Source organism: Klebsiella sp. CN_Kp097 (genome assembly GCF_040064495.1).
Lineage (GTDB): Bacteria > Pseudomonadota > Gammaproteobacteria > Enterobacterales > Enterobacteriaceae > Klebsiella > Klebsiella aerogenes.
This window is the reverse complement of record NZ_JBEAIL010000001.1, coordinates 213,726-240,524: the sequence shown is the minus strand read 5'-3', so window position 1 is coordinate 240,524 and position 26,799 is coordinate 213,726. Positions and strand designations below refer to the sequence as shown.

The following is a 26,799-nucleotide window of genomic DNA, read 5'->3' as shown; positions in this document are numbered from 1 at the left end:
GTTGCTGAGTAGGGAATGGAGGAGTTATTTGAAAACAACCCGGCTTTTACAAACGCTGAAAAATCAGCTGGCTGAACTGGCGCTTCAGGTGGCGCCGCTGTCCAGCCACGCTACGTTGAGCCCGCGTTTCGACCGCCAGCTGTTCCGTACCCGCGACACCCAGATGCAGGCGTATCTCGACGAAGCACAGCATAATCTCGCCGAGCTCCAGCATGCCGTTGAGCATCAGCATCTGCCCCAGGTCGCCTGGCTCGCCGAGCGGCTGGTGGCGCAGATTGCCGCCATTAGTCGTGAGACGGCGACCTGGTCGTTACGCCAATGGGACAGCGCCTCGCCGACGCTAAACCGCTGGCAACGCCGCCGCCTGCAGCACCAGGAGTATGAGCGCCGCCTGCTGGCAATGCGCAACGATCGCCAACGTCAGCTGGCGTCGGCAACTACCCTTGCCGAACAGCAACGGCTAACGAAAGAGGTCGAGGCCTATGCCGGGCGCCTGGCCCGCTGTCGCGATGCGCTGGAAAATATTGAAAACGTACTGGCGCGTTTAACGCGCTAACAGGAGAGGACTATGTCGCTGGAAAATGCACCGGACGAGGTCAAACTGGCCGTCGATTTAATCATGTTGCTGGAGGAAAACCGGGTCAGCGCAAAAACGGTGCTGGGAGCGTTGGATATTATTAAGCGTGACTATGAAAACAAACTGAAAAACGCCCAACCTGACGCGCCCTGGTCAGAAGAATAAAACGATTCGGGGCGGCATATGCCGCCCCGATTAGCGATTATGCGATGCCTGGCGCCGTATCATCCCCTTTATTATCGCGCTTCACTTCCGTCACTTCATCTCCCTTCTCGTTACGCAGATGAACTTCCAGCTGGTTGAAGGCAATATCGATATTGTTTTCACGGCACAAGCGATCGATAGAACGGTTAAGCTCATCCACCGCGTAGCTGCGATCGCGCAGTTCACGCACATAGAGGCGCAGTTCATGATCCAGCGTGCTGGCGCCGAAGGTGGTAAAGAAGACCGACGGCGCTGGTTCCTGCATCACTTTCGGATGTTCATGCGCCGCCTGCAGCAGCACCTCTTTCACTTTATCGAGATCGGATCCGTAGGCTACGCCCAGGCGGATCACCACGCGGGTGATGGTATCGGAGAGCGACCAGTTGATCAGCCGTTCAGTCACGAAGGCCTTGTTTGGAATAATCACCTCTTTGCGATCGAAATCGGTGATGGTCGTCGCGCGGATACGGATCTTACTGACGGTGCCTGAGAAGGTACCGATAGTGACCGTATCGCCGATACGCACCGGGCGTTCGAAGAGAATGATCAGGCCGGAGACGAAGTTACCGAAAATCTCCTGTAAGCCGAAACCTAAACCAACCGACAGCGCCGCGGCCAGCCACTGCAATTTATCCCACGACACGCCCAAGGAGCCGAAGACCGTCATCGCGCCGATGGCGATAATCGCGTAATTGAGGATCGTCGTGATGGCATAAGAAGCGCCCTGGCGCATATTAAGACGCGACAGCACCAGCACTTCCAGCAGACCCGGCAAGTTGCGGATCAGCGCCCAGGCGACCATCGAGGCGACAATCGCAAACAGCAGGCTGCCCATCGTCACGCTTTTCACCACGCTGGCCCCGGCTTCGGTGCCGTTGTAGTGCCAGAGCGTAATGCTGTCGAGATAGGCGAACACGGTTATCAGATCGGACCAAATCGCCCAGAACAGCACCGCGAACAGCGCCACCATCACCAGCATGGTGATACGCAGCGTTTGTTGGTTAACCTGTTCGAGCGCGATCGTCGGCTCTTCCTGCGGTTCGGCGCCTTCCGCCCCTTCTTTCACCAGATGCTGGCGACGCGCCAGCGCCCGGCGCCAGGCAATACGTCGCGCCGCCACACTCAGGCCGCGGAGAACGGTCTGGTACAGCAGGTTCCACATCATCACCAGATAGACGGTCTCAATCCAGCGGCCAGCCAGACGCAGCGTGGTATAGAAGTAACCGGTCGCCGTGAGGACCATCAGCGCGACGGGCACAATCGACAGCACGGTCACCGTCAGCAGGCGCAGGCTGTGCGACTCTTTGTCACGCCAGCTTTCGCGGCACATCGGCCACACCAGCACCGCAATGAGCAGCAGGTTGACGAAGATAACAAACTGCCCCAGCACGTCGTCCATCAAATTAAGCGGAGAGAGCTCAGAAACAACCGACCAGAAATTCAGCGGCAGCAGCGCCAGACTGACGCGGACGATCTGCCGCCGCCAGTGACTGGTGAGCTGAGCGGGCATATTGAAATGCTTCACCGCCACGCCGTCTTTTTCCAGCACCTTCCAGCACAGGCCGAACACCAGCCAGAACATCGCTAGTTTTTTACTGTAGGCCCATAGCAGGTTGCTGACATTCAGCTGCATCGTCAGCAGGATAAGCCCGGCGGCGAGGATGAGCAGCACCACCGGCAGCGCTCTGATTAAATCTATCAGGATCGCTTTTGGCGTGTTTAGCTGAGTATCATTGCGTAACTGGCCTACCTGGGAGGCCAGCTTAGCCTGGTAATCACGCAGCCACTGCAAGCGCCAGCGGATCAGCCCGGCAATCAACAGCAGCGGCAGCCCGGCGAGGAACGCGATAAATACCGCCGGCCAGGCTTTCTCCCAGTTGACGGTGATTTTCATCGATTTGAACTGGGCTTTCAGCGCTTCCGGGAAGGATTTAATCCACTCCCAATCCATCGGCTTATTGCTGTTCACCCAGAAAATCTGCTGGGTCAGGATCGATTTCAGATTGCTGGAGACGCTCATCAACTGCTGCTGGTTAATCTGCAGGTTGATGGCCATCATCAGCTGGTTCCCCAGCTGTTTGTTAAACTGGTCGAGCAATTCTCGGCGCATGTCCACGACTTCCAACAGGGCGTCGTGAACTTCCGGCGTGACTTCGCTGCTATGGCCCTCTTCCAACTTTGCCACAAAGGCATCGCTCTGGAATAACGCATCGCGCTGCTGGTTAACTTCAAACTGCTCCAGGCGCAGATCGGCAATGCGGTTGGTCATATCCTGCAGCTCATCCGCTGATGGCAATGTTTGCTGCTGCTGATAGAGGATACGCGACAGCAGCAGGCTGCCTTTCAATACCGAAATCTGCTCTTTGATATCGCGTTCGGATTGCAGCGCGCGGTCGAGCCAGTTTTTCACTCTGATATTGCGCTGCACCAGTTGGTTGCCGTTTTCCGTCGCCTGAATCAGCTTTTCGCTAAGCTGATGGTTAACTTCAAGCTCCTGCTTGACCAACGGGTTATTTTGGATCCGCGAGGTCTCCTCCGGCGAGACCGCTTCCTGAGCGGTTTTCTCGGTGAGGGTCAGCCGCTTGCTGTTCACCGCTTCCTGCAACAGTTGCAGCTGATGTTCCAGCCGGTTGCTGTGGGCGGTCACGTAATCGCGCTGTTTCTGCAGCGTATCCTGCAGCACAGTATTGCCTTCCAGGCTCTTACGCTGCTGTTCGATCTCCGCATTCAGCAAGGCCTGCTGCGCCAGCAGCAACCCCTGCTGCGTCGGGCGCAGCGTCTCTTCACCCGGCGCGGTGCCGTTGAGACGGTTACGAATTTGCTGTAGCTGCTGGGAGGCGGAGTACATCGCGTTCTGCACGCGCTCCGGCTGCGTCTGCAGCGAGACCAATTGGCTGTTGTAGGTCGCCAGATCGTTCTGCGCGCTTTGCAGATCGTCGAGCGCCTGAGACACCCTGGATTCAAGCTGTCGCAACGATAACGTGCTCAGGGTTTTACGGGTGACCTCATCATCAGGAACATCGCTCAGCGCATTCAGGCTGTCTACCGCCTGACGCATTTTCGCCGGCGCCTGTTCAACCTGCTGACGCAGTTGCACAGTTTCAGACTTTATACGCTCAATCTTATCGAGCGTTTCTAAAGTCTGCGTCAGGTCCTGCTGAACTAATTTTTCCTGCGGCGTGAGTTCTTTTTGCTTATTTAGCGTAGTGAGCTGGCTTTGAATGTCAGAACGGTCAGGTAAATCTGCAGCCTGAACCTGGCTGAAGCTCAGAGTGCCAACTATAAGGACCAGTGCAAAGACAATGGTGGAAATAGCATGAGGCCAACGATTTGTATGCTGCATAGTATTAACATGAATGGTTGCAAATGCCGGAGAATACCGGGGGTCGTCGCAGCGCGCAGAATAGCACTTCTCCCTGCGCGCGAATAGCGGCAGAGATAAGTAAAATTTACCTTTATTTACGCCTGCGGATTCAGGCCATGACCTCAGACGAACTTCGTAGCGACGGGCAGGTCTGATACATCTCAATCAGCGCATCGACATAAGCACGGGCTTCCGCATGAAGGTTAAAACTCTCTGGTGCAAAGAGCCAGTTTTCCATTAATCCGGAAAGATAACTGCGCATCAGAATTGCCGCACGGCGAGTGAGTAAATTCGCAGGTAATTGTTGAGCAGTGATACAATCTTTTAATGTTTGCTCAATACGATCGTAGCTTTCAAGCCATAAACTGCGCTGTGCTTGTTGGACAACGGCCATTTCTCCGACAAATTCGCATTTATGGAAGATGATTTCCATCATCAGGCGTCTACGCTCCTCTACTACCGTCGCTTCGAGGATATAGACGAGTATTTCGCGAACAACTGACAGTGGATCGTTAGGGAATTTTGCCCGATACTCAACTTCGAGATCGCTAATGCTGGCGTCAGAGAGACTCCATATTTCATTAAACAGATCGGATTTGTTTTTGAAATGCCAGTATATAGCGCCCCTGGTCACTCCAGCAGCTTTTGCAATCGCGGCCAACGAGGTAGATGATACCCCCTGCTGCGAAAACAATCGCAGGGCGACGTCAAGAATCAGTTGCCGGGTTTCAAGTGCCTGTTGTTTGGTTTTTCGTGCCATAGGTTGATGACTTTACAGAGGTTGCGTTTACATACATTTGTGAATGTATGTACCATAGCATGACCATAATAGAAAGACTGTAGTGGGTTTGTGGACGTTTGAGCCACTAAAAAATTTGAAATTGGACACTCGAGGTTTACATATGAACAAAAACAGAGGGTTAACGCCTCTGGCGGTCGTTCTGATGCTCTCAGGCAGCTTAGCGCTAACAGGATGTGACGATAAACCGGCTCAACAAGGAGCCCAGCAAATGCCGGAAGTCGGTATTGTCACGCTCAAATCCGCACCTCTACAAATCACCACTGAACTTCCTGGTCGTACCAATGCTTATCGTGTCGCAGAAGTCCGTCCTCAGGTAAGTGGCATTATTCTGAAACGTAACTTCACTGAAGGCAGCGATATTCAGGCGGGGGTGTCTCTTTATCAGATCGATCCGGCAACCTATCAGGCAAGCTATGAAAGCGCTAAAGGCGACTTAGCGAAAGCCCAGGCCGCCGCAAACATCGCTCAGTTGACGGTCAAACGTTATCAGAAACTGGTTGGCACCAAATACATCAGCCAACAAGAATATGACTCAGCCGTTGCCGACGCTCAGCAAAGCAACGCCGCCGTCGTCGCGGCGAAAGCCGCAGTTGAAACCGCGCGTATCAACCTGGCTTATACCAAAGTGACGTCGCCAATCAGTGGACGCATCGGTAAATCCGCGGTCACCGAAGGCGCGCTGGTGCAAAACGGGCAATCTACCGCGCTGGCTACTGTTCAGCAGCTAGACCCTATCTATGTTGACGTTACCCAATCGAGCAACGATTTCCTGCGTCTGAAACAGGAACTGGCGAACGGTAAACTGAAGCAAGAAAACGGTAAGGCGAAAGTTGAACTGGTCACCAATGACGGTCTGAAATATCCGCAAGAGGGTACGCTGGAATTCTCCGACGTCACCGTTGACCAGACCACCGGTTCGATCACGCTGCGCGCTATCTTCCCGAACCCGGACCACACTCTGCTGCCAGGAATGTTTGTTCGCGCACGTCTGGAAGAAGGTATTAACCCGGATGCGCTGCTGGTTCCGCAACAGGGCGTTACCCGTACCCCGCGCGGCGATGCCAGCGTGATGGTGGTCGGCGAAGGCGACAAAGTTGAAGTGCGCCAGGTCACCGCGACTCAGGCTATCGGCGACAAGTGGTTAGTGACCGAAGGTCTGAAATCAGGCGATCGCGTGATCGTCGCTGGCCTGCAAAAAGTCAAACCAGGCGTACAGGTAAAAGCGCAGGAAGTAGCTTCAGACAACCAACAGCAAACCGCCGGCAACGCGAACGCTCAGTCTGAACAAACCAAGTCTTAACTTAAACAGGAGCCGTTAAGACATGCCTAATTTCTTTATCGATCGCCCCATATTTGCATGGGTGATCGCCATAATCATCATGTTGGCAGGGGGGCTTTCGATTATGAAACTCCCCGTGGCGCAATATCCAACGATTGCGCCGCCAGCAGTGACGATCTCGGCCACCTATCCGGGGGCTGATGCGAAAACGGTGCAGGACACCGTGACACAGGTTATCGAACAGAACATGAACGGTATCGATAACCTGATGTACATGTCCTCGAACAGTGACTCCACCGGTACGGTGCAGATCACCCTGACCTTCCAGTCCGGTACCGACGCAGATATCGCCCAGGTACAGGTGCAGAATAAGCTGCAGCTGGCGATGCCGCTGCTGCCGCAGGAAGTACAACAACAGGGCGTGAGCGTGGAGAAATCCTCCAGTAGCTTCCTGATGGTTGTCGGGGTTATCAACACTAACGGCACCATGACGCAGGAGGATATTTCCGACTACGTGGGCGCCAATATGAAGGATGCCATCAGCCGTACTTCCGGCGTCGGCGACGTTCAGCTGTTCGGTTCCCAGTACGCAATGCGTATCTGGATGGACCCGACGAAGCTAAACAACTTCCAGTTAACTCCGGTAGATGTCATCAACGCCATTAAAGCGCAGAACGCCCAGGTCGCGGCAGGTCAGTTAGGCGGTACGCCGCCGGTGAAAGGCCAGCAGTTGAACGCCTCGATCATCGCCCAAACGCGTCTGACTTCCGCTGATGAATTCAGCAAGATTCTGCTGAAAGTCAATCAGGATGGTTCACAGGTTCGTCTGCGCGACGTGGCGAAAGTTGAACTCGGCGGCGAAAACTACGACATCATCGCGAAGTTCAACGGCCAACCGGCTTCTGGTCTGGGGATTAAACTGGCCACCGGCGCTAACGCCCTGGATACCGCCAACGCCATCCGCGCAGAGCTGGCGAAGATGGAACCGTACTTCCCGTCAGGCCTGAAAATCGTCTACCCGTACGATACTACCCCGTTCGTGAAAATCTCTATTCATGAAGTGGTAAAAACGCTGGTGGAAGCGATCATCCTGGTGTTCCTGGTCATGTATCTGTTCCTGCAGAACTTCCGCGCCACGCTGATCCCGACCATTGCAGTACCGGTGGTATTGCTTGGGACATTCGCCATCCTGGCGGTGTTTGGCTTCTCGATAAACACCCTGACGATGTTCGGGATGGTGCTGGCCATCGGCTTGCTGGTGGATGACGCCATCGTGGTAGTAGAAAACGTCGAGCGCGTGATGGCGGAGGAAGGATTGCCGCCGAAAGAAGCAACCCGTAAGTCGATGGGTCAGATTCAGGGCGCGTTGGTCGGTATTGCGATGGTACTGTCGGCGGTATTTATCCCGATGGCCTTCTTCGGCGGTTCAACCGGCGCGATTTATCGCCAGTTCTCGATCACTATCGTTTCCGCGATGGCGCTGTCGGTACTGGTAGCGCTGATTCTGACGCCAGCGCTGTGCGCCACCATGCTGAAGCCGATTCAGAAAGGCGGCCATGGCGAGCACAAAGGCTTCTTTGGCTGGTTTAACCGCATGTTCGATAAGAGCACGCACCACTACACCGACAGCGTAGGCAACATTCTGCGTAGTACCGGTCGTTACCTGGTGCTGTATCTGATTATTGTCGTCGGTATGGCTTACCTGTTCGTTCGTCTGCCAAGCTCCTTCCTGCCGGACGAAGACCAGGGCGTGTTCCTGAGTATGGCGCAGCTTCCGGCGGGTGCGAGTCAGGAACGTACGCAGAAAGTCCTCGACGAGATGACTGACTACTACCTGACCAAAGAGAAGAACAACGTTGAATCGGTGTTCGCGGTTAACGGTTTTGGTTTTGCTGGTCGCGGTCAGAACACCGGTATCGCCTTCGTGTCGTTAAAAGACTGGAGCGAACGCCCGGGTTCAGAAAACAAAGTTGAAGCGATTACCGGCCGCGCGATGGCCCGTTTCTCGCAGATTAAAGATGCGATGGTCTTCGCGTTTAACCTGCCGGCGATCGTCGAACTGGGTACCGCTACCGGCTTTGACTTCCAGCTCATCGATCAGGGTGGTTTAGGGCATGAGAAATTAACTCAGGCGCGTAACCAGCTGTTTGGTATGGTTGCTCAGCATCCCGATCTGCTGGTTGGCGTGCGTCCTAACGGCCTGGAAGATACGCCGCAGTTCAAGATCGATATCGATCAGGAAAAAGCGCAGGCGCTGGGCGTTTCAATTAGCGACATCAACACCACCCTCGGCGCAGCGTGGGGCGGCAGCTACGTCAACGACTTCATCGACCGCGGTCGCGTGAAGAAAGTGTACGTCATGTCTGAAGCGAAATACCGTATGCTGCCAGAGGATATCGGCAACTGGTATGTACGCGGCAGCGATGGCCAAATGGTGCCGTTCTCCGCCTTCTCCACTTCCCATTGGGAATATGGTTCACCGCGTCTGGAACGTTACAACGGTCTGCCGTCAATGGAAATCCTCGGTCAGGCAGCGCCGGGCCGCAGTACGGGTGAAGCGATGGCGATGATGGAACAGCTGGCAAGCAAACTGCCTTCAGGCGTCGGTTACGACTGGACCGGTATGTCCTATCAGGAACGCCTGTCAGGCAACCAGGCCCCGGCGCTGTATGCTATCTCGCTTATCGTCGTCTTCCTGTGTCTGGCAGCATTGTACGAGAGCTGGTCGATTCCGTTCTCCGTCATGCTGGTGGTACCGTTGGGTGTTGTTGGCGCGCTGTTAGCGGCAACCTTCCGCGGGCTGACTAACGACGTTTACTTCCAGGTCGGCCTGCTGACGACCATCGGCCTGTCGGCGAAGAACGCGATACTTATCGTTGAATTCGCCAAAGACCTGATGGAAAAAGAAGGCAAAGGCCTGATTGAAGCGACGCTGGAAGCAGTACGTATGCGTCTGCGTCCAATCCTGATGACCTCTCTGGCGTTTATCCTCGGGGTAATGCCGCTGGTTATCAGCTCTGGCGCAGGCTCCGGCGCACAGAACGCCGTAGGTACCGGCGTAATGGGCGGGATGGTGACCGCGACGGTTCTGGCAATCTTCTTCGTGCCGGTGTTCTTCGTGGTGGTTCGTCGCCGCTTCAGTAAGAAAACTGAAGATATTGAGCATAACCATCCGGTTGAGCATCATTAATCTTGCTTAAGCTAAGGGCCGCATTTGCGGCCCTTTTTCTTTAGGGGTATTTAAACGCACACATTGTTATTGTTTATTTTACGTTCTGACATATAATATACATTGATGAACGTTGTTCTATTTTTATTAAGATTTCGGTTACCGGTTTTGCCATCAGGCCTCATTCAGAATATTCTTAATTACCAACAATCTCCCGACAACCTTCTCGCTGCAGGCAGGCGTCAATCAGATAAACTTATGATATATAAGGCTGACCTTCCAGTTTCGCCAAACATAAAAGGAATCAGTATAATAGGTCCTGTTTTTTTAAGATAAATTAACCGTATTTATTGTAATTTTTCGTAATAGCACGGTGAAATGTTTTTGAGACTGGATTATAGTTAAATCACAGGATTACAATGTTTGAGCCTGGTCTTCATCCCACAACGGTGTTTGTTAGTCGTCGTTTAAACCACTTACAAGGGGATGTGTTATGGACGAGTACTCGCCAAAAAGACATGATATCGCGCAGCTAAGATTTCTCTGCGAAACGTTGTATCATGACTGCCTTGCAAACCTGGAAGAAAGCAACCGCGGCTGGGTTAACGATCCCACCTCGGCGGTGAATCTTCAATTAAATGAATTGATCGAGCACATAGCAACTTACGCGCTTAATTATAAAATTAAGTACGCTGAGGATAATAAGCTGATTTCTCAGCTTGACGAATACCTGGATGACACTTTTATGCTGTTCAGTAGCTATGGCATAAACACAAGCGATCTCCAAAAATGGCGCAAATCCGGCAATCGGTTATTCCGATGCTTTGTGAACGCCAGCCGGGAGAACCCGGCAAGTCTTTCTTGTTAGAATTATTACATTCAAAAGGTGAAATGATGTCTGGTAAACCATTAACTAAAACAGACTATTTGATGCGTTTACGCCGCTGTCAGACAATTGATACGCTGGAGCGCGTAATTGAAAAGAATAAATATGAACTTTCCGACAATGAATTGGCGGTATTTTACTCAGCAGCCGACCATCGTCTTGCTGAATTGACCATGAATAAGCTATACGACAAAATCCCAACTTCAGTATGGAAATTTATCCGCTAGTTCATTTTCTGTCATTAATACAACAGCGCCTAAACAGGGATTACTCGGGATATTAAACGCCTGAGTCCCGTATTGCTGCATATGAAACCGGTTTCGCTTTATACTGTTTTTTCTTTAACCAGGAGAAGACCATGAGCGAAGAAAAAAGGAAAATGATCGCCGGCGAACCTTACCTTGCTGGAGACGCCACGCTAAAAGCAGACCGCCTGTATGCCAGGCAGGTACTGCACCGCTATAACCACTCAGCACCGGATGAACGCGAATCGCGCGCCGCTCTGCTGGCTGAACTATTTGGTAAGCCCACTGACGCGTATATCGAACCCACTTTCCGCTGCGATTACGGCTATAACATCAGCCTCGGCGCCAATTTTTACGCGAACTTTGACTGCGTGATGCTCGATGTTTGCCCGATCCGAATTGGCGATAACTGTATGCTGGCGCCGGGCGTTCATATCTATACCGCGACCCATCCGCTGGACCCAACGGAACGCAACAGCGGTATCGAGTATGGTAAACCGGTAACGATCGGCCACAACGTATGGATTGGCGGCCGGGCGGTCATCAACCCTGGAGTGACCATTGGCGACAATGCGGTTATTGCCTCCGGCGCAGTGGTGGTGAAAGACGTGCCGGCCAATGCGGTAGTTGGCGGTAATCCTGCCCAAATCATCAAGCTGCTATTAACCGAAAAATAGTAACTGTTATGCTTTTCTGTAACCAATCTGTTACTTTAACCCCGGTCTCCAGCAACATAAAATAACTGTCAGACTGAGCCGTAGAGCCTGAAATGCCGGGCTCTACGAAGAATTCGGGGACTAAAATGACAGAAATACAGCGCCTGCTAACCAATACCATCGAGGAACTGAACGAAAAAGAAAAGCGCGATAATCGCCCGCGTTTTAGTATCAGTTTTATTCGCAACCATCCATGGCTATTTGTCGCTATGTACGCCGCCTTTTTGGCTACTCTCATCGTCATGCTGCGCTCTGAGACGCTGGTGGATTCCGTGTGGCTGCTGATCGTTCTGTTTGTTCTGCTGAACGGTTTTTTCTTCTTTGACGTCTACCCGCGCTACCGTTATGAAGATATCGATGTGCTCGATTTTCGCGTCTGTTATAACGGTGAATGGTATAACACCCGTTTCGTCCCTGAACAGCTGATTGACGGCATTCTGCAATCGCCACAGGTCGCCCATGAGCAGAAAGCTCAACTGCAGAAAATGATCGCGACCAAAGGTGAACTCTCCTTCTACGATGTTTTCACCCTGACCCGCGTTGCTGCCTGATTAGCCTGTTCAACGTCCGCAGCGCCGGTACGAAATGCGCCGCGGACGTATTGCCATACCCCAGAACCAGACCGCTACGCGCCTTATGCGGGTTAAGATAAAAGCGGCTAAGCGCCGCTGGCGCCATTTGATACTGACGCGCCTGCTCGACAATTTGCACATCGTCAATGTCATCGACGGCAACCGTTAAATGCAAGCCGCCCTCTCCCCCCCAAATCTCATTCGCCAGCGTGAATTCGCTTGCCACAGCCTCGCGTAACTGCTGCTGACGCCGACGATATAATCGGCGCATTGAGGCCAGATGGCGAGCATAATGGCCCTCTTCGATGAACAGCGCCAGCGCACGCTGTTCCAGACGATGGCCGCCGCGCAACAGCGCGCCGATCGCGCCCTGAGCCGCCTCGGCCAGCGCCGACGGCATCACCGCGAAGCCTATTCTTAATGAAGGAAATAGCGTTTTGCTGAAGGTACCAAGGTAAACCACCGGTGCCTGCGCCACCATGCCGAGCATCGCCTGAATCGGCTCGCCGCTGTAGCGAAACTCGCTATCATAGTCATCTTCCACAATCCACGCGTCATGCTGGCGGGCATATTCCAGCAATGCCAGACGACGTCCGGCGCTCATCACCGCCCCGCTCGGATATTGGTGCGAAGGCGAGGTAAAGATAAGCCGCGGCGCTACCTCGTTAACGCTATCAGGACACATGCCATCACCGTCAACAGGTATCCCCTTCAGCTGTAACCCGGCTTTAATAAACACGCTTTTCGCGCCGAAATAACCGGGCTCTTCAACCCAGGCAGTATCCCCCGCGACGCTCAGCAGATGCGTGCAAAGGTTAACGCCCTCCAGCGCGCCTTCAGTGATCACAATTTGCCGCGCCGTGCAGCGTATGCCCCGGGATAAAGTCAGATGACGGGCTATCGCCTCGCGCAGCGCCGGTTCACCGGCCGCCTCCCCGTATCCAAGGATCGTGCTGCCATCCTCGCGCAGTACCCGATCGAGCAAACGACGCCAGATAGCCAGCGGGAAGTAGTTCACCGCGGGCATTCCGGTAGTCAACAACAGCGCCGGGGAGTCCCGTCGACCCGGCAGCGGTAGCGTGCGCAAGCGCTCAGGCAAAACAAACGTTGGTGGCGCCGGCTCGCTTTCCGCCAGCGTATTGAGCGCTGCCACATACGTCCCCTGACGACTACGGATCAGATATCCCTCTATCGCCAGCTGTTCCAGCGCGCTGTTTACGGTATTGCGCGATACGCCAGCACGCTGCGCAATAACGCGCGCGCCCGGCAACCAGCTATGGCTGAGTAACTCGCCCTGTAAAATGGCCTCGCGCAGCGCCTGATAGAGCGCGCGCTGTAGCGTCGCGTCTCCCCGTTGCTGTATCCCGCGCGTCAGTAGGGCAAAAAAAGCATCGTCCGGAATATTCATCATGGCTCCTCGTGGCACCCTAAAAATATAACTTTATGGCCCTTCTTATGGAACCAGCAGACGTTTAATCTCAGGATTCTTCCCGCAAACAGGACTTGACCGATGACGCAATACAACCAATTCAACCAACTCGTTGGCGACGCTTTACCTGACTGGCAGCCACGCCCCTGGCCGCAGCGCCAGACCTTGCAAGGACAGTTATGCCGCCTGGAACCGCTTGACGTCAAACACGCGCAAGCGCTGTTCAACGCCTATCGACAGGCGCCTGATACCCGCGCCTGGACCTGGCTTTTGCGTGAACCGGAAAACAGCGTTACCGAGTTCAGCGCCTGGATTGCCAGCATCAGCGAGCTGAACGATCCGCTTCACTTCGCGGTGATCGATGAACAAAGTGGGCAGCCGGTCGGCTCGTTAGCGCTGATGCGTATTGACGGCAAAAACGGCGTCGTTGAAGTCGGCCATGTTCACTTTTCGCCGCTACTAAGCCGCAAAGCGATGGCCACCGAGGCACAGTGGCTGCTGATGCGTTATGTCTTTGAGTCGCTCGGCTACCGCCGCTATGAATGGAAATGCAATAGCCTGAATGAACCGTCGCGGCGCGCGGCGCTGCGCTTAGGTTTTCAGTTCGAAGGGCGCTTTCGACAAGCGCTGGTGATAAAAGGCCACAATCGCGATACCGACTGGTTTTCCATTATTGATAGCGAGTGGCCACAGATAGATAGCGCAATGCGCCAGTGGCTGGCCGCCGGTAATTTTGATGCCAACGGCCAGCAATACCGCACGCTGGAAAGCTTTCGCAAACCAACGAATTAACGCCGTTTTTTACGTCCCTGCACCGCCTTAAAGCGCGGGTTACTTTTGCAGATAACATACAGCCGCCCTTTGCGTTTCACTATCTGGCAATCCGGGTGGCGCTGTTTAGCGCTACGCAATGAGTTCAGTACCTGCATGTTTAGCTCCTTTTGGCATCAATAAAACCACCGAAGCGCTGGCGGAAACGAGCGGCGCTGCCTTCGGTAGCATGTGTTTTCTGCTTACCGGTGTAATACGGATGGGATTTAGACGAAACATCTAAGGTGACATACGGATAGGTTACGCCATCTAGTTCAATCTCACGCTCGGTTTTAATAGTAGATCCCACTTTGAAGTACTCGTTTACGCTCGTATCGTGAAAAACGACGGTACGGTAGTGCGGATGAATATTAGCTTTCATGTCAAACCTCAATTTGTATGTTATAACATAACAATTAAAGTACACCGTTGACCGCCAAAGATCAACCACAGGAAATTCACGGTTTCAGCGGGAACCACGCGGTGGCTCAGAGGGCGATCATTTGCCCCCTTATCCTGAATCACAATATTCGCGACCCGGGTCTTTTCTTCGCTTTCGCGTATACTCAGAGCAATTCCCCGTAAAATAAGGACATACCCATGACGACTCGCCATTTAATGAGTCTGGTTACAGGGGTGCTTATTCTCGCCATCGTGCTACCCATCGCCTTAAGTATCTGGCTGGCAATGCGCCAGGCGCAGGCGCAGTTTTATAGCGAGCTCGACCACTACTCAAAACGCATTGTCATGCGCGTAGAACAAGTCGCCGCTCAGGCCAAAGAAGCATTACAAGAAGCCGATGCGCACAGCGCCAGCGCCTGTTCACCAGAACATTTGCTGAATATGCGCCGTATTGCCTACACCCATCGCTATGTGCAGGAAGTACTCTGGTTGCGTAATTCGGTGCCGATGTGCTCATCGCTTGAGGATCACCAGGTCTCGGTGACGTTTCCGCAACCCGACCACGTCACCGCCGACGGTTACAGCACCTGGCTTACCTCAATCAACGACCTCGGCCTGCAACATCGCATGACCGCGTTTGGCAACAAAAATCATATTGTGATGATCGACCCGGTGTCGTTTATTGATGTCATCGCCACCGGTCAGGAAAAGATCCATACGATATTATTCGGCACTGAGCACGATCAGGTAGTGATCAGCAGCCAGCCGCTCGATCCCGCGGTTTGGACGCGAATTAAAAACCTCCATAGCGAGACGCTAATGCTGAATGACACCGTCTATCGCGTGCATATCATCCCTGAACTGGGTCTTGGCGTCGCCAGTTGGTCGTCCACGCAGCCACTGGATGCGCGCCTTCGCCAGCAGCTGCTGCTATGGCTGCCGATAGGGCTCTTTACCAGCCTGTTGACCTCTTTTTTACTTCTACGCCTGCTGCGCAGATTACGCTCTCCGCGTTATGGCATGTTGGATGCGCTGCAATCCGATGCCATCCAGGTTTACTATCAGCCGATCGTCTCGCTGGAGGATGGCAAAATCGCCGGCGCCGAAGCGCTGGCCCGCTGGCAGCAGCCGGATGGCACTTTTTTATCGCCGGATATTTTTATCCCGCTGGCCGAGCAAACCGGGCTGATCACCCGGTTGACCGAGGATATCGTGCGTAAAATCTTTGCCGACCTCGGCCCCTGGCTGCGCCATCATCCGCAGATGCACATCTCTATTAATCTGTCGGTGGATGACCTGCGATCGCCTACGTTGCCAACGCTACTCAAGGAACAACTGGCGCGCTGGGGAATCAGTGCGGAACAGATCCCCCTTGAGCTTACCGAACGCGGCTTTGTCGATCCGCAAACCACTCTGCCGGTGATTATTGGCTATCGCCAGGCGGGACACCGGATCTCGATCGATGATTTCGGCACCGGCTATTCCAGCCTCAGTTACCTGCAAACGCTGGATGTCGATACGCTGAAGATCGACAAGTCATTTGTCGATACCCTGGAATATAAGCCGCTGACGCCGCATATCATTGAGATGGCGAAGGCGCTGAATCTTGCGATTGTCGCCGAAGGAGTGGAAACGCCCGCTCAGCGCGACTGGCTGCGCGCGCATGGCGTCAATTACGCGCAAGGCTGGCTGTACTGTAAGGCGCTACCGAAAGAGGAATTTATTCAGTGGGCGGAACATAATATTAAAACGCATTAATACCATGTGCGGCGCGCTGGCAACCAGTCGCGCCGCCGGATTTACTCGTCAAGAATCGGCGCAAACCCGCCGAAGATCATGCGCTTGCCGTCAAATGGCAAGCTATCGCTAAGCGCTTTGATCCGCGGGTCGCTCATCATTTTCGCATTGGCCGCATCCCTGATCTCCTTAGACGGGTACTCGATCCAACTGAAAACCACTTCCTCATCCGCCTGCGCTTTAACCGACATGCGGAAATCCGTCAGCTTTCCTTCCGGGACATCATCCGACCAACACTCCACGACGCGCGTGGCGCCAAACTCTTTAAACAGCGGCGCCGATTTTGCTGCCAGTTCGCGGTATGCCTCCTTATTTTCCGCAGGGACGGCAACGACAAAACCATCAACATACTTCATGAGTGAGTCTCCGAAGTGAACAGCGCCGGCGGCATATCCGTCGGCGTCTGAGTGATAAGTTTAGTCGCTGCTATCGCGAACGGCGATTTCAGGACGCCAGCCCCCGGCTTTTCGCCGCCGTACTGACTGCTCGCGGTTGACGGAACCAGGGTAAAAACAGCTGGATCAGCGGGCCGATAGCAAAGGCGTAAACCACGGTGCCAACCCCGACTTTGCCGCCCAGCAGCCAGCCAATCAGCAGTACCGAGACTTCGATAGCGGTACGGATACCACGCAAAGACCAGCCGGTTCGCGCATGCAATCCGGTCATCAAGCCATCACGCGGCCCGGGACCAAAACCGGCGCCGATATACATCCCGGTTGCTATCGCATTCATCACCACCGCGCCGGCGAGTAGCAGACTACGCGCGGGCAGCGATTCCAGCGGCGGAAGTACCGCGAGCGTGGCATCGGCCGCAAGGCCAAGCACGATGACATTGCTAATGGTGCCGAGACCCGGCATCTGACGCAGCGGGATCCACAGCAGCAGCACCGCGGCGCCGGTCGCAATAATCACCGTACCGAAACTGATATTAAGTTGTTTCGCCACCCCCAGATGAAACACATCCCACGGATCGGCCCCGAGGTTGGCATGGACGAATAACGCCGTCGACACGCCATAGAGCACCAGACCAATATAAAGTTGTAGCAAACGACGGACCATAAACACCTCAGTATGTATTGCGAACAACCCCATCATCAGCAAAAATGGATCGATAATTAATGGCCAGTTTTAGAAAAGTGGATCGCTATGTCAGTACGTCGTTTTGGAACACAATCGCTGGTACGCCTGCTCGGCAACTGGCAAGCCCCTTCCTCGCGCGCGCCGCTGTGGCGGCAGCTAGCGGAAGCGCTGCGTCTGTTGATCCTTGATGGACGGCTGGCGCTGGAGACCCGTCTGCCCGGCGAGCGGGAACTGGCGACGGCGCTAAATGTTAGCCGCACCACTATCGCCAGCGCGCTGGGGTTATTGCGAGAAGAAGGCTATCTGCAAAGTCGCCAGGGAAGTGGTTCACGCATTGCGCTACCTGCCGGCCCTCTGCTCCCCGGAGAGCAGACGCTTTCAGCGCCATCGGTCAATCTCGCCACCGCCGCCCTCAGCGCCGGACCGGAGATTCATCAAGCCTACAGCCACGCGCTGACGCTGATGCCGCAGTATTTGTCCTATACCGGCTACGATCAGCAGGGGTTAGTCGATTTGCGCGCAATCATTGCCCGCCGCTATAGCGAACGCGGCCTGCCGACGCAGGCGGATGAAGTGATGATTGTGAATGGCGCGCTGAGCGGATTTGCCCTGGTACTGCGTCTGTTAACCGGGCCAGGCGATCGGGTGGTAGTTGACGCGCCCTCTTACCCGATGGCGATTAACGCTATTCGCGGCGCCTCCTGCCGACCGATAGGCGTCTCTTTACCGGAAAAGGGCTGGGACTGCGACGGCCTGGCGGCGACCATTGCCCAAACTTCGCCGCGGCTGGCCTTTATGATGCCGGATTTTCATAATCCCACCGGTCGCTGCATGGATAGCGAGACCCGGCAGCGCGTCGCCGATCTGGCCGCCAGCACGCGAACGACGCTGGTCGCCGACGAAACGATGGTCGATTTATGGTACAACGCCCCACCGCCTCCGCCGCTGGCGGCTTTCAACCCTGAAGCACCGATAATCACTATTGGTTCAGCGGGTAAAACGTTCTGGGGAGGACTGCGAATTGGCTGGATCCGCGCCCCGGCGCGGACGATTGCCTCGCTCATCCAGGCGCGGGATACACTCGATCTCGGTTCGCCGCTGCTGGAACAGCTGGCTTGTTGTTGGCTACTGGAGAACGAACAAACACTGTTGCCGCCGCGGCGGGCAATGCTGGCCGCGCGTCGTGATATGTGCGCTGCGTTGATGGCGGAATATTTTCCCCGCTGGCGCTTTTGCGTCCCCGAGGGCGGGCTATCGTTTTGGGTGGAGCTGCCGAAGATGTTAGCAACGCAGTTTTCGGTGCGCGCTGAGAATGCCGGCATTCATATCGGTACCGGTACACGATTCGGTCTGGAAGGTGCCTTCGACCGTTATTTACGTTTGCCTTTCACGCTGCCGGATACGGAATTGCGCAACGCCTTCAGCATTTTACAACCGCTGTGGCAGACCCTTACGCAACAGAAAGAAATGGCGAGAACACGTAAAATAATATAATAAAATATCGACGGGCTGGGATCAGCCCGTCAAAAACCACCATCCATGATGAATATGAGATGTTTTATAAAATTGCAGTACCATCTTGCCCACGCCGCATGTCATTACGATGACAACCGCGTAGTCATTTCATTAATGCTGGCGCGGAATAGGAAAACCTTTTAGCGAAATAATAAAGCCATCGTCATCTTTTTTAATTTTTGCGCCGGTTTCACACCAGTCGGAAGCAATGCGAAAAAACTCATCACTACCGATATTCCAGTTCAGGCGCACGTGCTTAACGTACCCGGAACGAAGCAGATCACAGGCTTCACTGTAACTGCTGGCTGTAGAGAATTGTTGTTTCATCTTTTCTTCTTCAGAAGTTTACGTAATGCTTTGATTTCTTTAGGGGTTAACGGCGACACTTCCTCTTCGGTATGCTGGTTATCAATATCCTCATGCAAAACCCCCGCCTCGTCTGCTGAATCAATGGCCGCCAGCGCCAATTGCAGCAGCTTCTCCGTTGCCGTGCCTAAATTCTCGTTATTCACTTCCGCATAATGACGCAGTTTATCTTTTAACTCTGCGTCAATTTTCACATTCAGAACTACTGTGGTCATGATCACGCTTCCCGTGCAATAAAATCATCATAATTAATACACGAAGTTAACATCTTGATCCAGAGATATTATTTATCCTTAATAATATCTGGTAATTCCAGGGAATAATTTGCCCATTATATATGACATGAAAATGACATTAGTATGTCATTATTATTTCATATTTATGACAATACAAAATTAAGGTATAAAAAAGAGTCGTTTTAGTAACGTAAAACAATAAATAAAGTGAAGCTGCCTATAATAGTAGCAGAGAATAAAAGCACAACAAATGAAGGGATTTTAAATCAGGACCGCCAGAAATGGGTGGGGGCCCTGCCAGCTACATCCCGGCACACACGTCGTCTGCTCTGGCTGCTTCCTTCCGGACCTGACCTGGTAAACAGAGTAGCGTTGCGGGAGAACCAACAGAGCCCCCATTGAGAGCGTTGATAACCAACGCGCTGGCGCATTATCCCTATAGCACTCCTGAATTGCAAGCCACTCGCGTCCAGCTGCTGGTTTATTATGCAAAACGTAGGTTTTCCCGGCAAATAGTGCCTTTGTCCGGCCGAACGTCCCAGCAATGAGAGAGATTGCGAGCCCCATCGCGGCACAGTTTACCGCAACCCGCCATACTTATTCGTCCTGTGTCTTTTCAACGTGTTGTCGCTACGGTAATCGCATGACTCAATCACCACGCTCCACCACTACCTTGCCCATGCCCGCCATTGATGGCGTAACCGTACCCTTTCACGGCATGAATTTTCTACGCCCCGAGCTGCTGCTGGATTTCGTCAGCGTCAGTCCCGCGCCGTTGTTATCGGTGACCCCCGTTGCCCTGCTCTTTTCCACGGTGGGCGTATTGCAACACGTCGAGCTGCGTAAGCTGCCCGTTGAGGTTAAAGGCCGGGTGGTTTATCCCATTTCATCGCTCAAATACCCGACGCTGCGCGGCAAACTGATTATCAATGCGCAATCGCAACGGCTAAAATTCCTCGAAAGCCTGATCGCCACCAGCCCGCATGACAATATTCACGGTATGCAGATCCTCGGGCTGGCGCTGGAATTCACCGTCCTGTGACGGCTGTACAGCACGCGGTCAAGCGCTTATTCTGAGCTTTTCTCGCGTGAAGGAGTGATGATGGAGGACGCCCACGACAGCTTTCCCCAGCGGGTCTGGCAGATAGTCGCCTCAATTCCGGAAGGGTATGTCACCACCTACGGCGATGTCGCTCTGCTGGCGGGTTCGCCGCGCGCGGCGCGACAGGTGGGCGGCGTGTTAAAGCGCCTACCGGAAGGCTCAACCCTGCCATGGCACCGGGTGGTGAATCGCCACGGCGATATTTCGCTGACCGGCCCCGACCTGCAGCGCCAACGTCAGGCGCTGCTGGCGGAAGGCGTCCAGGTCTCCGGCAGCGGGCATATCGACCTGCAACACTATCGCTGGGTTTATTAAGGGCAAAAAAATGCCCCTGAACAGGGGCATGAAGACGTTTATTGCGCCATCGGCGCCATATCATTAGCCACCGGCACTGGCGCATGCTGCACCGGCACCAGCACCAGATCGGCGCGGTTACCGCCCTGGGTAATCACGGTCTGTACGGTATCGGTAATAAACATCAGCTGGCCATTTACGGTGATCGCCGAACTCAGCAGGATCCGCGCGTTCGGTTTGATATCCGCCTGGTTGTAAGGCAGCACAAAGTTGAACGGCGCCTGCTTACCTTCAGTACGGACCGCTTTTTGCGACAATACACGCGCTGGCGCATCGGCAAGCGACGCATCGGACAACGTCACGGTCAGTACCGCATCCGGCGGTAACGCTACGCGTTGGCGAATATTGATAGTCCCGGAAACATTAGGCTGTTGCTGCGAGGAGCTCAGTGAGGCAATGCCGTAAGGATCGGGTGCCGTCGTCTGATGAGCGGCGTTGCTGTTCGGGTTATTCGCACAGGCGGATAAGGCCGCAGCAACGGCGATAGCACTTAACATATAGGCAAATTTCATTATGTTCTCCTTTTCATCCCTTTAGTCACAGGAGTACGTCCTGCCATCACGATGGCTAAGACATTAGTATCGTGAATAAGTGTGGCACAGATCTCAGAATAATTCCCGGAAAGGGGCATTTATTCAGATTATTACACCCATCGGACCACTTGAGATTCCAGGTTATACTTGCCCACAATACGCGCTGCGTCAGCGCCGCTATCATTAATTGAGGGTAACTATGAGTCAGGCTCTAACCAATCTGCTGGCATTATTAAATCTGGAAAAAATTGAAGAAGGGCTGTTTCGCGGGCAGAGCGAAGACCTCGGCTTACGTCAGGTCTTCGGCGGCCAGGTGGTCGGTCAGGCGCTGTATGCCGCCAAAGAAACCGTGCCTGAGGAACGCCTGATTCACTCCTTTCATAGTTACTTCCTGCGTCCCGGCGATAGCCAAAAACCCATCGTTTACGATGTTGAAGTGCTGCGCGACGGCAATAGCTTCAGCGCTCGCCGGGTGGCGGCTATCCAGCACGGTAAACCCATCTTTTACATGACCGCCTCGTTCCAGGCCCCGGAACCGGGCTACGAACATCAAAAAGCAATGCCGGCAGCCCCGTCACCGGAAGGCCTGCCCTCTGAAACCGATATCGCCCGTAAACTGGCGCATCTGCTGCCGCCGCAGGCGAAAGAGAAGTTCCTCAGCGATAAACCGCTGGAAATTCGCCCGGTGGAGTTCCATAACCCGCTGAAAGGCCACGTTGCCGAACCCACCCGCCAGGTGTGGATCCGCGCCAACGGCGTAGTGCCGGATGATATTCGCGTCCACCAGTCGCTGCTGGGCTACGCGTCTGATTTTAATTTCCTGCCGGTAGCGCTACAGCCGCACGGCGTCGGCTTCCTTGAGCCGGGTATGCAGGTTGCCACCATCGACCACTCAATGTGGTTCCACCGCCCGTTTAACATCAACGAATGGCTGCTATACAGCGTCGAAAGCACTTCCGCCTCCAGCGCCCGTGGTTTTGTTCGCGGCGAATTCTATACCCAGGACGGTATTCTGGTCGCCTCGACGGTGCAGGAAGGCGTCATGCGTAACCGCAATAACTAATTCGCGACGGGCCCGCAATGGGCCCGCTTGCCTTTAACGGCCAAGCAGTTCGCGCGCACCGGCAATAAAATCACCCAATAGCCCGTTGCGACTCTCCCGCCGCCAGCACAGCGTAAGCGTCGTCACGGCAAAGGTCTCTTCCAGCAGGCAATAGCTGACCTCCGACACCAGCATGGCGCTTTGCGTCTCGGGCACCAACGTCACGCCCATTCCCATCGATACCTGGCCTATCGCCGTGGAGACATCACGCGAGTACTGAATCTTACGGGGCGTAAAACCCGCCTGCCGACAGGCGCTGATGGCTGACCAACCCAGCCCGACGCCGCACGGATCTTGCTGAATAAAAAACGTCTCTTCCGCCAGCGCCGCGAGTGGAATAGCGCGCCGGCTGGCGAGCGGATGATGGCGAGGTACCACCGCCACCAGCGGCCGGGTCGCAATATCCAGCGACTCCAGTTCATCATATTGCGCGCCTGGTGAGCGGATAAACGCCAGGTCGACCGTTTCGCTTAATAGCCCGGTTATCAGGTCGTTAACGTTATGCTCTTCAATCAGCAGATCGGCTTCGGGTTTACGTTGACGATAATTTCCTATTAACACGCTCAACGCCGGGTCGAAAATAGCCGAGCCAACGTAGCCAATTTTCAACTGCCCTTTGCGCCCCTGCCGCAAACTGCGCGCATTCTCGCGAAATTTATCGCAGTGGCCGAGGATCATCTGCGCCTCGGCCAGCAAAAATTGCCCTTCGGCGGTCAGCGCGACGTTGCGTCGATCGCGGGTAAATAGCCGCAATTCCAGCGCGTTCTCAAAACTTTTAATCTGCTGCGTCAGCGCCGGTTGCGTGATATGCAGACGCTGCGCCGCCCGACCAAAGTGCAACTCTTCCGCCAGAACCGTAAATGCCTGTAGCTGTCGATAATCCATCACGCCCTCCCGAAAACACTGATAATAATCTCTTATTAAAATGAGGGGAAATGTGATTGGACTCTTATCGGTATCTGGTGAGAATGAATAGCCATTGCCAGAAACCTGAAGGAAGTACGATGTCTGAACAACCAAAAGTAACCGACTTACGTTCTGCTTTGGCGGTATTAAGCCAGTACGATGATGAACTTATCTACACCGACGAACCCGTTGACCCCATTGCCGAGCTCTCCGGCGTGTACCGCTATGTCGGCGCCCACGGCACCGTTCAGCGCCCGACCCGCGTTGGCCCGGCGATGATCTTTAATAAGGTCAAAGGCTACGATGATGTCAGAGTGCTTATTGGCCTGCTGTGTTCACGCCAGCGCGTCGCCCGCCTGTTTGGCACCACGCCGGAAAACCTGGCGTTTATGCTCAAAGACTCCGTGGCGAATCCTATCGCGCCAATCACCATCCCGCGCGACCAGGCGGCCTGCCAGGAGGTGGTACATCTGGCAAGCGATCCTGATTTCGATATTCTCAAAATTTTGCCTGCGCCGACTAACACCCCGGAAGACGCAGGTCCCTACTTTACCCTCGGCATGTGCTATGCCGCGGATCCGGAAACCGGCGATCATGATGTCACCATCCACCGCCTGTGCGTACAGAGCAAAGACGAAATCTCGATGTATTTCGTACCGGGACGTCATCTCGATACTTTCCGGCAAAAAGCCGAGGCGGCCGGGAAAGCGTTGCCTATCTCGATTAGCATCGGCGTGGATCCGGCGATTGAAATTGGCGCCTGCTTTGAGCCGCCGACCACCCCTCTCGGGTTTGATGAACTCTCCATCGCCGGCGCTCTACGTAATCAGGCCGTCGAGCTCAGCGAATGCGTGAGCGTCAACGCCCGCGCCATCGCCAACGCCGAAATCGTTATTGAAGGTGAACTGCTGCCGGGCGTGCGGGTACGCGAAGATCAGAATACCAACAGCGGGAAAGCGATGCCGGAGTTCCCCGGCTACACCGGTAGCGCTCAGGCGGAAGTGCCGGTGATCAAAGTCAAAGCAATTACCCACCGCCGTCACCCGATTCTGCAAACCTGTATCGGGCCGAGTGATGAACATACCAATCTTGCCGGGATCCCGACCGAAGCCAGCATTCTGCAAATGGTAGAGCGCGCGCTTCCAGGCTTTGTGCAAAACGTCCACTGTCCTTCGCCAGGCACCGGTAAATATCTCGCCGTGCTGCAGGTGAAGAAACGCACCCCCAGCGATGAGGGCCGTCAGCGTCAGGCCGCGCTACTGGCGTTTTCCGCCTTCTCGGAGCTAAAGCACGTAATGCTAGTCGATGAAGACGTCGACGTTTTCGACATCAACGACGTCATGTGGGCGATGACCACCCGCTATCAGGGCGATGTCAGCACCGTGTTTATTCCCGGCGTACGTTGCCATCCGCTGGATCCATCATCCGACCCGGCCTTCAGCCCATCGATTCGCGATAGCGGTATTGCCTGCAAAACCATTTTCGACTGCACCGTCCCGTGGAATATGAAAGCCCACTTCCAGCGCAGCCAGTTTATGGAAGTGGATGTTGACCGCTTTATTCCTGGCTTCAGTAAGAAATAAATTCCACGCAAAGAAAAAGCCTCCCATGCGGGAGGCTTTGACGCTTATGGAGATTGCACAATATATCAGGCGTTGTAGGCGTTTTCGCCGTGGCTGTTGACGTCCAGCCCTTCGCGCTCCTGCTCTTCCGGAACCCGCAGGCCGACGGTCATCGCCGCCACTTTGAAGCCGATCCAGGCGACGACGGCGGACCAGACCACGGTAATGCCGATACTTTCCAGCTGTACCAGCAGCTGATGCCCCATCGTGACGCCTTCCGCATAGCCGACGCCGCCAAGGGTAGTGGAAGCGAAGATGCCAGTCAGGATACAACCGATGATGCCGCACACGCCATGAACGCCAAACACATCGCATGGGTCATCGACGCGCAGCCAGCGCTTCAGCACCGTGACGCCCCACAGCCCGGCCAGGCCGGCGATGATACCGATAATCAGCGAGCCGCCAACGCCAACATAACCGCACGCCGGAGTAATGCCGACCAGACCGGCAATCGCGCCGGAGCAGGCGCCCAGCAGCGAGGGTTTGCCGCGGGTGGCCCATTCGCCGAAGGTCCAGGCCAGAATCGCGCCAGCGGTCGCCACGACGGTATTTACGAAGGCCAGGGCGGCAATTTCGTTGGCCGCGCTTGCGGAACCGGCGTTAAAGCCGAACCAGCCGACATACAGAATCGCCGTACCGGTGAAGACCATCGGCAGGTTATGCGGTTTAAACGCTTCTTTGCCAAAGCCCACGCGTTTGCCCATCATATACGCGCCCACCAGCCCCGCTACCGCAGCGTTGATGTGTACGACGGTACCGCCGGCGAAGTCCAGCGCACCATGGGTCGCCAGCAGGCCGCCGCCCCACACCATATGCGCAATCGGCACGTAGGAGAGCGTGAGCCAAACCACCACAAAAATCAGTACCGCGGAGAAACGAATACGTTCCGCCAGCGCACCGACGATCAGGCCCACGGTGATACAGGCGAAAGAGCCCTGGAAAGCGACGTGGATATATTGATAGAACGAGCCCATCAACGCTTTCAGTTCAATATTCTTCAGCATCACCCAGTCGAAGCTGCCGAAGAAGCTACCGCCGCTACCGAAGGCAAGCGTATAGCCATAGATAACCCACAGCACGCAAACCAGGCCAAAAGTCACAATGACCTGAGTCAGCATTGAGAGCACGTTTTTACCGCGAATCAGGCCGCCGTAGAACAACGCAATGCCGGGGATTGTCATAAACAGCACCAGCGCGGTGCAAATCATCATAAAGGCGTTGTCGGCTTTATCCGCCACCGCCGGTTCGGCCGCCAGCGCCAGTCCCGGAAGCAGCGCCAGCGCTCCCAGAGCCGTTTTCATCGTCGTTCTCATCATCTCTTCATCCCCATCGCTGTGTGGTCAGGCAATTACAGTGCCGCTTCGTCGGATTCGCCGGTACGAATACGAATCACGCGCTGCAGTTCGGCGACAAAAATTTTGCCGTCGCCAATTTTTCCGGTCCAGGCGGCCTTGCCTATCACCTCGACAACCTCATCCAGCTGATCGTCGGCAATCGCAATATCAATTTTTACTTTTGGCAGGAAATTGACGCTGTATTCGGCGCCGCGATAGAGCTCGGCATGGCCTTTCTGGCGGCCGAAGCCTTTCACTTCCGTGACCGTCAGGCCCTGAATGCCGATGGAGGACAACGCTTCGCGAACGTCTTCCAGTTTGAATGGTTTGATTACCACGGTAACCAGCTTCATAAATCCCCTCCAGTCAGTATTTGATAGTGGCCGCAGCTAACACA

The 26,799-nt window shown here is 54.5% G+C and carries 28 protein-coding genes and 1 other RNA gene; 15 read left to right on the top strand and 14 right to left on the bottom strand.

The annotated features are described in order from the left end of the window. The first annotated feature begins 28 nt into the window (after window positions 1–28). Both priC and rsmS read left to right on the top strand, forming a co-directional pair. Entirely contained in the window at window positions 29–556 is a 528-nt protein-coding gene (gene priC / locus ABLV07_RS01195) for a primosomal replication protein N'' (protein WP_015367910.1), read from the top strand. A gap of 12 nt (window positions 557–568) precedes the next feature. Beyond that, window positions 569–742, top strand: a complete 174-nt coding sequence (gene rsmS / locus ABLV07_RS01190; RefSeq protein ID WP_020079449.1) for a pleiotropic regulatory protein RsmS — start codon at window positions 569–571, stop codon at window positions 740–742. Window positions 743–779: 37 nt separating this feature from the next. Here rsmS and mscK read toward each other — a convergent pair whose 3' ends face one another. Continuing rightward, a complete protein-coding gene (gene mscK, locus ABLV07_RS01185) occupies window positions 780–4,124 on the bottom strand; it encodes a mechanosensitive channel MscK (RefSeq protein ID WP_045366562.1) in 3,345 nt (1,114 codons plus the stop codon). Window positions 4,125–4,254: 130 nt separating this feature from the next. Next, a complete protein-coding gene (gene acrR / locus ABLV07_RS01180; protein WP_015704611.1) occupies window positions 4,255–4,905 on the bottom strand; it encodes a multidrug efflux transporter transcriptional repressor AcrR in 651 nt (216 codons plus the stop codon). A 142-nt stretch (window positions 4,906–5,047) separates the two neighbouring features. Here acrR and acrA point away from each other — a divergent pair, with 142 nt between their 5' ends. From acrA to ABLV07_RS01150, 6 genes are all read left to right on the top strand, one after another. Next, window positions 5,048–6,247 (top strand): multidrug efflux RND transporter periplasmic adaptor subunit AcrA, encoded by a 1,200-nt coding sequence (gene acrA, locus ABLV07_RS01175; RefSeq protein WP_020079451.1) that lies wholly within the window; start codon window positions 5,048–5,050, stop codon window positions 6,245–6,247. 22 nt (window positions 6,248–6,269) lie between these two features. Then, complete coding sequence (gene acrB, locus ABLV07_RS01170) at window positions 6,270–9,416, top strand: multidrug efflux RND transporter permease subunit AcrB (RefSeq protein WP_015704610.1); 3,147 nt, start codon at window positions 6,270–6,272, stop codon at window positions 9,414–9,416. A gap of 472 nt (window positions 9,417–9,888) precedes the next feature. Next, on the top strand, window positions 9,889–10,263 hold the full coding sequence (gene tomB / locus ABLV07_RS01165) for an Hha toxicity modulator TomB (RefSeq protein ID WP_015367917.1): 375 nt from the start codon (window positions 9,889–9,891) through the stop codon (window positions 10,261–10,263). Window positions 10,264–10,289: 26 nt separating this feature from the next. Beyond that, a complete protein-coding gene (locus ABLV07_RS01160; RefSeq protein WP_015367918.1) occupies window positions 10,290–10,508 on the top strand; it encodes an HHA domain-containing protein in 219 nt (72 codons plus the stop codon). 131 nt (window positions 10,509–10,639) lie between these two features. Beyond that, window positions 10,640–11,203 (top strand): maltose O-acetyltransferase, encoded by a 564-nt coding sequence (gene maa / locus ABLV07_RS01155; RefSeq protein WP_047081009.1) that lies wholly within the window; start codon window positions 10,640–10,642, stop codon window positions 11,201–11,203. A gap of 125 nt (window positions 11,204–11,328) precedes the next feature. Continuing rightward, the gene (locus tag ABLV07_RS01150; protein WP_015367920.1) at window positions 11,329–11,793 is read left to right on the top strand and encodes a YlaC family protein; all 465 of its coding nucleotides are present in this window, start codon (window positions 11,329–11,331) and stop codon (window positions 11,791–11,793) included. Here ABLV07_RS01150 and ABLV07_RS01145 read toward each other — a convergent pair. Next, window positions 11,768–13,222 (bottom strand): PLP-dependent aminotransferase family protein, encoded by a 1,455-nt coding sequence (locus ABLV07_RS01145; RefSeq protein ID WP_046883699.1) that lies wholly within the window; start codon window positions 13,220–13,222, stop codon window positions 11,768–11,770. The genes ABLV07_RS01150 and ABLV07_RS01145 overlap by 26 nt on opposite strands. Window positions 13,223–13,324: 102 nt before the next feature. Here ABLV07_RS01145 and ABLV07_RS01140 point away from each other — a divergent pair, with 102 nt between their 5' ends. Beyond that, on the top strand, window positions 13,325–14,035 hold the full coding sequence (locus ABLV07_RS01140) for a GNAT family protein (RefSeq protein WP_042893760.1): 711 nt from the start codon (window positions 13,325–13,327) through the stop codon (window positions 14,033–14,035). Here ABLV07_RS01140 and ykgO read toward each other — a convergent pair. Together ykgO and ABLV07_RS01130 are read right to left on the bottom strand one after the other, a co-directional pair. Next, the gene (gene ykgO, locus ABLV07_RS01135; protein WP_003859006.1) at window positions 14,032–14,172 is read right to left on the bottom strand and encodes a type B 50S ribosomal protein L36; all 141 of its coding nucleotides are present in this window, start codon (window positions 14,170–14,172) and stop codon (window positions 14,032–14,034) included. The genes ABLV07_RS01140 and ykgO overlap by 4 nt on opposite strands. Before the next feature lie 2 nt (window positions 14,173–14,174). Continuing rightward, the gene (locus tag ABLV07_RS01130; protein WP_015367923.1) at window positions 14,175–14,435 is read right to left on the bottom strand and encodes a type B 50S ribosomal protein L31; all 261 of its coding nucleotides are present in this window, start codon (window positions 14,433–14,435) and stop codon (window positions 14,175–14,177) included. Between the two features lie 218 nt (window positions 14,436–14,653). Between ABLV07_RS01130 and ABLV07_RS01125 the strand changes: the two genes are divergently transcribed. Then, window positions 14,654–16,213, top strand: coding sequence for an EAL domain-containing protein (locus tag ABLV07_RS01125; RefSeq protein ID WP_042893762.1), 1,560 nt, complete (start codon window positions 14,654–14,656; stop codon window positions 16,211–16,213). Window positions 16,214–16,254: 41 nt separating this feature from the next. Here ABLV07_RS01125 and ABLV07_RS01120 read toward each other — a convergent pair whose 3' ends face one another. Together ABLV07_RS01120 and ABLV07_RS01115 are read right to left on the bottom strand one after the other, a co-directional pair. Further along, on the bottom strand, window positions 16,255–16,608 hold the full coding sequence (locus ABLV07_RS01120; RefSeq protein ID WP_015367925.1) for a DUF1428 family protein: 354 nt from the start codon (window positions 16,606–16,608) through the stop codon (window positions 16,255–16,257). 88 nt (window positions 16,609–16,696) lie between these two features. Continuing rightward, the gene (locus tag ABLV07_RS01115; protein ID WP_015367926.1) at window positions 16,697–17,311 is read right to left on the bottom strand and encodes a membrane protein; all 615 of its coding nucleotides are present in this window, start codon (window positions 17,309–17,311) and stop codon (window positions 16,697–16,699) included. Window positions 17,312–17,398: 87 nt separating this feature from the next. Here ABLV07_RS01115 and ABLV07_RS01110 point away from each other — a divergent pair, with 87 nt between their 5' ends. Beyond that, window positions 17,399–18,826 (top strand): PLP-dependent aminotransferase family protein, encoded by a 1,428-nt coding sequence (locus tag ABLV07_RS01110; RefSeq protein WP_047076845.1) that lies wholly within the window; start codon window positions 17,399–17,401, stop codon window positions 18,824–18,826. Between the two features lie 132 nt (window positions 18,827–18,958). Here the strand turns inward: ABLV07_RS01110 and ABLV07_RS01105 are convergent, their stop codons facing one another. The 3 genes from ABLV07_RS01105 to ffs form a co-directional block, all read right to left on the bottom strand. Continuing rightward, the gene (locus ABLV07_RS01105) at window positions 18,959–19,174 is read right to left on the bottom strand and encodes a hypothetical protein (protein ID WP_015367928.1); all 216 of its coding nucleotides are present in this window, start codon (window positions 19,172–19,174) and stop codon (window positions 18,959–18,961) included. After that, window positions 19,171–19,428: a hypothetical protein gene (locus ABLV07_RS01100; RefSeq protein ID WP_125991639.1), complete on the bottom strand. Its 258-nt coding sequence runs from the start codon at window positions 19,426–19,428 to the stop codon at window positions 19,171–19,173. The genes ABLV07_RS01105 and ABLV07_RS01100 overlap by 4 nt, the downstream gene beginning before the upstream one ends. Window positions 19,429–19,741: 313 nt before the next feature. Then, window positions 19,742–19,838, bottom strand: an RNA gene (gene ffs / locus ABLV07_RS01095) — signal recognition particle sRNA small type. A gap of 254 nt (window positions 19,839–20,092) precedes the next feature. On the opposite strand from ffs, the gene ABLV07_RS01090 reads away from it, so the two are divergent. Together ABLV07_RS01090 and ABLV07_RS01085 are read left to right on the top strand one after the other, a co-directional pair. Further along, window positions 20,093–20,491 (top strand): hypothetical protein, encoded by a 399-nt coding sequence (locus ABLV07_RS01090; RefSeq protein WP_059444409.1) that lies wholly within the window; start codon window positions 20,093–20,095, stop codon window positions 20,489–20,491. A gap of 57 nt (window positions 20,492–20,548) precedes the next feature. Next, window positions 20,549–20,866, top strand: coding sequence for an MGMT family protein (locus tag ABLV07_RS01085; protein ID WP_285812764.1), 318 nt, complete (start codon window positions 20,549–20,551; stop codon window positions 20,864–20,866). A gap of 38 nt (window positions 20,867–20,904) precedes the next feature. Here the strand turns inward: ABLV07_RS01085 and ABLV07_RS01080 are convergent, their stop codons facing one another. Continuing rightward, window positions 20,905–21,417 carry a YbaY family lipoprotein gene (locus tag ABLV07_RS01080; RefSeq protein ID WP_020079459.1) on the bottom strand — a complete coding sequence of 171 codons (513 nt, stop codon included), beginning with the start codon at window positions 21,415–21,417 and terminating at the stop codon, window positions 20,905–20,907. Window positions 21,418–21,637: 220 nt separating this feature from the next. On the opposite strand from ABLV07_RS01080, the gene tesB reads away from it, so the two are divergent. Then, the gene (gene tesB, locus ABLV07_RS01075; protein WP_015367933.1) at window positions 21,638–22,501 is read left to right on the top strand and encodes an acyl-CoA thioesterase II; all 864 of its coding nucleotides are present in this window, start codon (window positions 21,638–21,640) and stop codon (window positions 22,499–22,501) included. A 33-nt stretch (window positions 22,502–22,534) separates the two neighbouring features. On the opposite strand, the gene ABLV07_RS01070 is transcribed toward tesB, so the two are convergent. Further along, on the bottom strand, window positions 22,535–23,425 hold the full coding sequence (locus ABLV07_RS01070; RefSeq protein ID WP_348853245.1) for a LysR substrate-binding domain-containing protein: 891 nt from the start codon (window positions 23,423–23,425) through the stop codon (window positions 22,535–22,537). Between the two features lie 119 nt (window positions 23,426–23,544). Here ABLV07_RS01070 and ABLV07_RS01065 point away from each other — a divergent pair, with 119 nt between their 5' ends. Next, entirely contained in the window at window positions 23,545–25,029 is a 1,485-nt protein-coding gene (locus tag ABLV07_RS01065; protein WP_157195031.1) for a UbiD family decarboxylase, read from the top strand. A gap of 65 nt (window positions 25,030–25,094) precedes the next feature. Here ABLV07_RS01065 and amtB read toward each other — a convergent pair whose 3' ends face one another. Together amtB and glnK are read right to left on the bottom strand one after the other, a co-directional pair. Further along, window positions 25,095–26,384 carry an ammonium transporter AmtB gene (gene amtB, locus ABLV07_RS01060; protein ID WP_020079462.1) on the bottom strand — a complete coding sequence of 430 codons (1,290 nt, stop codon included), beginning with the start codon at window positions 26,382–26,384 and terminating at the stop codon, window positions 25,095–25,097. Between the two features lie 32 nt (window positions 26,385–26,416). Beyond that, window positions 26,417–26,755 (bottom strand): P-II family nitrogen regulator, encoded by a 339-nt coding sequence (glnK, locus tag ABLV07_RS01055; RefSeq protein WP_015367937.1) that lies wholly within the window; start codon window positions 26,753–26,755, stop codon window positions 26,417–26,419. Between the last annotated feature and the right edge of the window lie 44 nt (window positions 26,756–26,799).

Bases quoted from the DNA above. Each gene is read 5' to 3' on its own strand.
- rsmS (WP_020079449.1), top strand. From the start codon at position 569: ATGTCGCTGGAAAATGCACCGGACGAGGTCAAACTGGCCGTCGATTTA.
- mscK (WP_045366562.1), bottom strand. From the start codon at position 4,124: ATGCAGCATACAAATCGTTGGCCTCATGCTATTTCCACCATTGTCTTT.
- acrR (WP_015704611.1), bottom strand. From the start codon at position 4,905: ATGGCACGAAAAACCAAACAACAGGCACTTGAAACCCGGCAACTGATT.
- acrA (WP_020079451.1), top strand. From the start codon at position 5,048: ATGAACAAAAACAGAGGGTTAACGCCTCTGGCGGTCGTTCTGATGCTC.
- acrB (WP_015704610.1), top strand. From the start codon at position 6,270: ATGCCTAATTTCTTTATCGATCGCCCCATATTTGCATGGGTGATCGCC.
- tomB (WP_015367917.1), top strand. From the start codon at position 9,889: ATGGACGAGTACTCGCCAAAAAGACATGATATCGCGCAGCTAAGATTT.
- ABLV07_RS01160 (WP_015367918.1), top strand. From the start codon at position 10,290: ATGTCTGGTAAACCATTAACTAAAACAGACTATTTGATGCGTTTACGC.
- maa (WP_047081009.1), top strand. From the start codon at position 10,640: ATGAGCGAAGAAAAAAGGAAAATGATCGCCGGCGAACCTTACCTTGCT.
- ABLV07_RS01150 (WP_015367920.1), top strand. From the start codon at position 11,329: ATGACAGAAATACAGCGCCTGCTAACCAATACCATCGAGGAACTGAAC.
- ABLV07_RS01145 (WP_046883699.1), bottom strand. From the start codon at position 13,222: ATGAATATTCCGGACGATGCTTTTTTTGCCCTACTGACGCGCGGGATA.
- ABLV07_RS01140 (WP_042893760.1), top strand. From the start codon at position 13,325: ATGACGCAATACAACCAATTCAACCAACTCGTTGGCGACGCTTTACCT.
- ykgO (WP_003859006.1), bottom strand. From the start codon at position 14,172: ATGCAGGTACTGAACTCATTGCGTAGCGCTAAACAGCGCCACCCGGAT.
- ABLV07_RS01130 (WP_015367923.1), bottom strand. From the start codon at position 14,435: ATGAAAGCTAATATTCATCCGCACTACCGTACCGTCGTTTTTCACGAT.
- ABLV07_RS01125 (WP_042893762.1), top strand. From the start codon at position 14,654: ATGACGACTCGCCATTTAATGAGTCTGGTTACAGGGGTGCTTATTCTC.
- ABLV07_RS01120 (WP_015367925.1), bottom strand. From the start codon at position 16,608: ATGAAGTATGTTGATGGTTTTGTCGTTGCCGTCCCTGCGGAAAATAAG.
- ABLV07_RS01115 (WP_015367926.1), bottom strand. From the start codon at position 17,311: ATGGTCCGTCGTTTGCTACAACTTTATATTGGTCTGGTGCTCTATGGC.
- ABLV07_RS01110 (WP_047076845.1), top strand. From the start codon at position 17,399: ATGTCAGTACGTCGTTTTGGAACACAATCGCTGGTACGCCTGCTCGGC.
- ABLV07_RS01105 (WP_015367928.1), bottom strand. From the start codon at position 19,174: ATGAAACAACAATTCTCTACAGCCAGCAGTTACAGTGAAGCCTGTGAT.
- ABLV07_RS01100 (WP_125991639.1), bottom strand. From the start codon at position 19,428: ATGACCACAGTAGTTCTGAATGTGAAAATTGACGCAGAGTTAAAAGAT.
- ABLV07_RS01090 (WP_059444409.1), top strand. From the start codon at position 20,093: ATGACTCAATCACCACGCTCCACCACTACCTTGCCCATGCCCGCCATT.
- ABLV07_RS01085 (WP_285812764.1), top strand. From the start codon at position 20,549: ATGATGGAGGACGCCCACGACAGCTTTCCCCAGCGGGTCTGGCAGATA.
- ABLV07_RS01080 (WP_020079459.1), bottom strand. From the start codon at position 21,417: ATGAAATTTGCCTATATGTTAAGTGCTATCGCCGTTGCTGCGGCCTTA.
- tesB (WP_015367933.1), top strand. From the start codon at position 21,638: ATGAGTCAGGCTCTAACCAATCTGCTGGCATTATTAAATCTGGAAAAA.
- ABLV07_RS01070 (WP_348853245.1), bottom strand. From the start codon at position 23,425: ATGGATTATCGACAGCTACAGGCATTTACGGTTCTGGCGGAAGAGTTG.
- ABLV07_RS01065 (WP_157195031.1), top strand. From the start codon at position 23,545: ATGTCTGAACAACCAAAAGTAACCGACTTACGTTCTGCTTTGGCGGTA.
- amtB (WP_020079462.1), bottom strand. From the start codon at position 26,384: ATGATGAGAACGACGATGAAAACGGCTCTGGGAGCGCTGGCGCTGCTT.
- glnK (WP_015367937.1), bottom strand. From the start codon at position 26,755: ATGAAGCTGGTTACCGTGGTAATCAAACCATTCAAACTGGAAGACGTT.